This window comes from Cryobacterium sp. M23, assembly GCF_002929655.1.
GTDB classification, from domain to species: Bacteria; Actinomycetota; Actinomycetes; order Actinomycetales; family Microbacteriaceae; genus Cryobacterium; species Cryobacterium sandaracinum.
In genome coordinates, this window is the sequence record NZ_PJJV01000022.1 from 1 (window position 1) to 3882 (window position 3882).

The 3882-nt window shown below is 70.2% G+C and carries 5 protein-coding genes; 3 read left to right on the forward strand and 2 right to left on the reverse strand.

The genetic code is table 11. The features are described 5' to 3' along the window. Nucleotides 1-197 precede the first annotated feature (197 nt). From CXY82_RS00225 to CXY82_RS00235, 3 genes are all read left to right on the forward strand, one after another. Nucleotides 198-851 (forward strand): NTP transferase domain-containing protein, encoded by a 654-nt coding sequence (locus CXY82_RS00225; protein ID WP_104169172.1) that lies wholly within the window; start codon nucleotides 198-200, stop codon nucleotides 849-851. An 83-nt stretch (nucleotides 852-934) separates the two neighbouring features. After that, complete coding sequence (gene clpS, locus CXY82_RS00230; RefSeq protein WP_233191428.1) at nucleotides 935-1219, forward strand: ATP-dependent Clp protease adapter ClpS; 285 nt, start codon at nucleotides 935-937, stop codon at nucleotides 1217-1219. Then, nucleotides 1219-1788: a DUF2017 family protein gene (locus tag CXY82_RS00235; RefSeq protein WP_104169173.1), complete on the forward strand. Its 570-nt coding sequence runs from the start codon at nucleotides 1219-1221 to the stop codon at nucleotides 1786-1788. The genes clpS and CXY82_RS00235 overlap by 1 nt, the downstream gene beginning before the upstream one ends. Before the next feature lie 19 nt (nucleotides 1789-1807). On the opposite strand, the gene CXY82_RS00240 is transcribed toward CXY82_RS00235, so the two are convergent. Next, entirely contained in the window at nucleotides 1808-3124 is a 1317-nt protein-coding gene (locus CXY82_RS00240) for a glycosyltransferase (RefSeq protein WP_104169174.1), read from the reverse strand. Beyond that, the coding region (locus CXY82_RS00245; RefSeq protein ID WP_146068989.1) for a glycosyltransferase family 4 protein at nucleotides 3121-3882 on the reverse strand (762 nt) is incomplete at its 5' end. The genes CXY82_RS00240 and CXY82_RS00245, both read right to left, overlap by 4 nt.

Below are 3882 nucleotides of genomic sequence, written 5' to 3' on the forward strand. Positions count from 1 at the left end.
GCCCTCGCCATGCTCAGCCTCGGCGGCCACAAACCCGCACTCCCCGGCCGGGATTAACCCACGGTTACGACAGGAGAGCCAGAATCTCCGTCGAATTCGTCAGGGGTTGAGGGGCTAAAGGGCTGAGAATCGTGCGGGCCGTGCCCGACCGACCTCCACACCCGTGCCCACACCCGCACCGCCCTACGATGGCAGGCATGGCCACTTCCTCCGCACCGATCGCCGGCCTCGTGCTCGCAGCCGGCGCCGGCTCCCGCTACGGCATGCCGAAGGCACTTGCGCGGGGCGACAACGGCATCCCCTGGCTGGTGCGCACGATCCGCACGCTCACGGATGCCGGCTGCTCACCGGTGATCGTCGTGCTCGGCGCCGAAACCGCAGAAGTCCGGGCACTGCTCCACCAATTCGGCATGACCCCGTCGGTCGTCCTCACGCAGGCTGAAGACTGGGCAGAGGGACTCTCCGCGTCCCTGCGGGCGGGCCTGCAACAAGCCACCGAGCTGCAGGCCACCGAACTTCTGCCTGCTCCGGTCGCCGTGGCGATCGTCCCGGTCGATATCCCGGGTCTGCTGCCCGGCACGGTCGCACGACTGATCGGCACCCTGCCCATCGGCACCCTGCCCGGTGCCACGGATGCCGACGCGAACCCCGTCGGCCCGCTCACGCTCCGGCAGGCCGGCTTCGACGCCCGCCCGGGACACCCGGTGGTGATCGGGCGAGCACACTGGGGCGCGCTCATCGACTCCGCCACCGGCGACACAGGCGCACGTCCCTACCTGCAGTCTCACAACACCCGGCTGGTCGATTGCGCCGACCTCGAGACCGGGCTCGACGTCGACACGCGCGATTGAGCATCGAAACCGCACCGCACCACGCCCCCGGACACCGGCCACACCGGGTTGGAATTGCCCCCCCTCCGTGTGAGGCTTAACCCGTGCCGAAGACTGACGAACGACTCGATCTGCGAGACGCCGTGTCCCTCGATCGCCCCTGGATCACCATCGTCTGGGACGACCCGGTGAACCTGATGTCCTACGTCTCCTACGTGTTCCGCAGCTACTTCGGCATCTCCGCCTTGGAGTCCGAGCGCCTCATGCTGCAGGTGCACAACGACGGGAAGGCCGTCGTCGCTTCCGGCAACCGGGAAGCAATGGAACGCCACGTCGAAGCCATGCACGGCTACGGGCTGTGGGCCACCCTCGCCAAGGCCGACGCGTGATGCAGTTCATGCCGGGCAGCGAGAACGCCGGCAGCGTGACCGCCCGGTTCGAACCCGTCGAGATCGGCCTGTTGCGCCTGGCCGCGAGCCAGCTGATTGACCTGCTGGAGGCCGCCGAAACCCACGCACTCGGCACATCCGGTGACCCGGCCCTGCGTCGGCTGCTGCCGGATGCCTACGCCGATGACCCCGAGGCCGCCGCGGAATTCCGCCGGTTCACTGCCGATGACCTGCTCGAGCGCAAGGTGCGGAACGCCCGGTGCGTGCTTGCGACGCTCGGCGAGGAACCGCTCGCCGACATCGCCGACGAACTAAACGACACCGAGCTACATGCGACCGCCGACGCGGCCGCATCCGCCGAGGCGCCCGTGATTATCGACCTCGACGCCGACGACGTGCAGTCCTGGCTGCGCACGCTCACCGACCTGCGCCTCACCCTTGCCGAACGCCTCGAGATCGGGCCCGACGGGGTGCCGGGGCGGAACGCCGACGAGGCACCGTTCCTGAACGACATCTACGACTGGTTCGGTATGGTGCAGGAATCCCTGGTCTATGCGATCGACGTCTGACCCACCGGATACTCGCAACCTACAGCTCGGCCGGCACCGCCAGCAGCGCCGCGTACGCGCGCTTGGGCCCGGCCCCGCCCTGCAGCGAGGAACTCAACCGGTCCAGGCTCCGCCGGGCGTCCCCGTCGAGCGCGAGCAGTTCGGCTATTCCTGCCCGAAGCTCCTCAGCCGTGGCCGTGTTGGGCGCGAGGGACAGCCCGAATCCGGCCGCTTCGACCGCGGCGGCCCCGGCGAACTGGTCGGTGGAGAAGGGCAGCAGCAGCAGTGGCACCCCCGAGGTCATCGCCTCGGTGACGCTGTTGTTGCCGCCGTGCGACACCGCCAGCGCCGAGCGCGCCAGCACGGTGACCTGCGGCAGGAACGCGCGCACGAGCCAGGAGTCGGGGATCGGCCCGAGTTCCGCGGGGTCGGTGGCACCGGTGGCGACGGCCACCCGCACGTCGAGTGCGGCAAGCGCCTCGGCCACCCGGGCGAGAACATCCCCGCGCACCGACAGGAAGCTGCCGAAACTGACATAGACGATGGGCCGGTCACTGTCGGCGGCGAGCCAGGCGTTCACCTCGTCGTCGGCGGCCTCGTTGCGCACGGCGGAGCCGAGGAACGCGTGCGCCGGCAGCAACTCGCCACGTGCGGCGTCGTGCAGCTCGGCCGGATAATTGAGCAGCAGGATGTCTCCGGACTCCGTGAACGCATCCGGGCTCGGCAGCGCGGCCGGGTCGAGAACCCGCAGGGCGTCGTTCCACTGGGTGGTGAACGCATCCCGCACGCTCTCGCAGATCGCCAGGAGTGCGCCGAGGTCGTCGCTGTCGGGCGCGAAGGCGAGCGGCCACTCCGGCGGGAAACCGTAGACCTCCGCGCCCACGGGCAGCGCCGACGGGTGACCGAGCACCACATCGGCGTGACGGATGCCCGCACTCACCAAAGCGAGGCGCGCACTGAACGCCAGGTGATCGACGATCACGTGGTCGGGTTGCACCTCGGCCACGATGAGCTGTACCGCGCGGGCCACCTCCACCGGGTTCCAGAGCAGGTCGCTGCTGCGTGCCTCGGCCTGGAAACAGAGCGTTTCCACCATTCCGAGCCGGGTGGCGTCGAAGAACCCGCGGAGCACGTCGTCCTCGCCCGTCGGCTGTTCCTCGGCGCGGATCGTGCCGGGGTTCGAGCCGCGGCCCAGTTGCAGGTGCACGCGCTCGAATCCGAACGCGGCCACGATGTCGGCGGTGGCCGGACCGCTGGCCACCACGACGCGTTCGCCGGCCTCCAGCCACGCGGTGCCCAGAGTGGCCAGCGGGAACAGGTGGGAGGCGTAGTCCGGGCTGATGATCAGCAGCGTCATGAAACGCTCACCAGGTACGCGCCCGACTCGTTCGTGTCGACCACGTCGCGGTAGACCCGGGTGAGCGTCTCAGCCATGGCCTGGATCGTGAAGGAACGCGACACCATTTCCCCGGCCCGGTCCGCGTACTCCGGTCCGAGGGGGCCGGCAGCCAACTCGAGTGCAGCGCTGATCCCGCCCGCCAGGGCCGTCCGGTTGCCGGTGTCGACGAGGAAACCCGTCACTGCGTGCTCCACATAGGTGGCCGGGCCGCCGGAATTCGGGGCGACGACGGTGAGCCCGGTCGCCATGGCCTCAAGCAGGGCGATGCCGAATTCTTCCTTCATGCTCGCGCAGACATACGCCCCATTGGGGGCCGCCAGTCCGGGCCGGCCGTACCGGGCCGCGGCCAGCCAGTGCGCCACGGTGTCGTTGGTGCGGTGCCCGGCGAGCAGCAGGCCCTGGCCGGCCGCATCGGCGAGGTCGACGACCGCGGCCATCTGGTCCAGCTGGCTTTTCTCGTCGAGGGAGGGGGAATTCAGGTCCCCGCCGAGGATGAGCAGGTTGCAGCGGGCGCGCAGGTCGGCATCCGCAGCCCACGCCTGAACCAGGGCAGCCATGCCCTTGACGCGGTGCAGGCGTCCGACGGTGACGGCGAGCGGAAGCCCGCGCCGGCTCGGCGGGAGGGTGGTGAGCAGGTCGTCCAGTTCGGCTAGCGCCGCTGCGCCCGCTGCGCCCGCCGCGCCCGCCGCGCTGGTCGCGCCGGTCGCGCCGGTCGC

What these genes read in the sequence shown, in the direction of transcription:
- CXY82_RS00240 (WP_104169174.1), bottom strand. Translation starts at nt 3,124, where the DNA reads ATGACGCTGCTGATCATCAGCCCGGACTACGCCTCCCACCTGTTCCCG.
- CXY82_RS00225 (WP_104169172.1), top strand. Translation starts at nt 198, where the DNA reads ATGGCCACTTCCTCCGCACCGATCGCCGGCCTCGTGCTCGCAGCCGGC.
- CXY82_RS00235 (WP_104169173.1), top strand. Translation starts at nt 1,219, where the DNA reads ATGCAGTTCATGCCGGGCAGCGAGAACGCCGGCAGCGTGACCGCCCGG.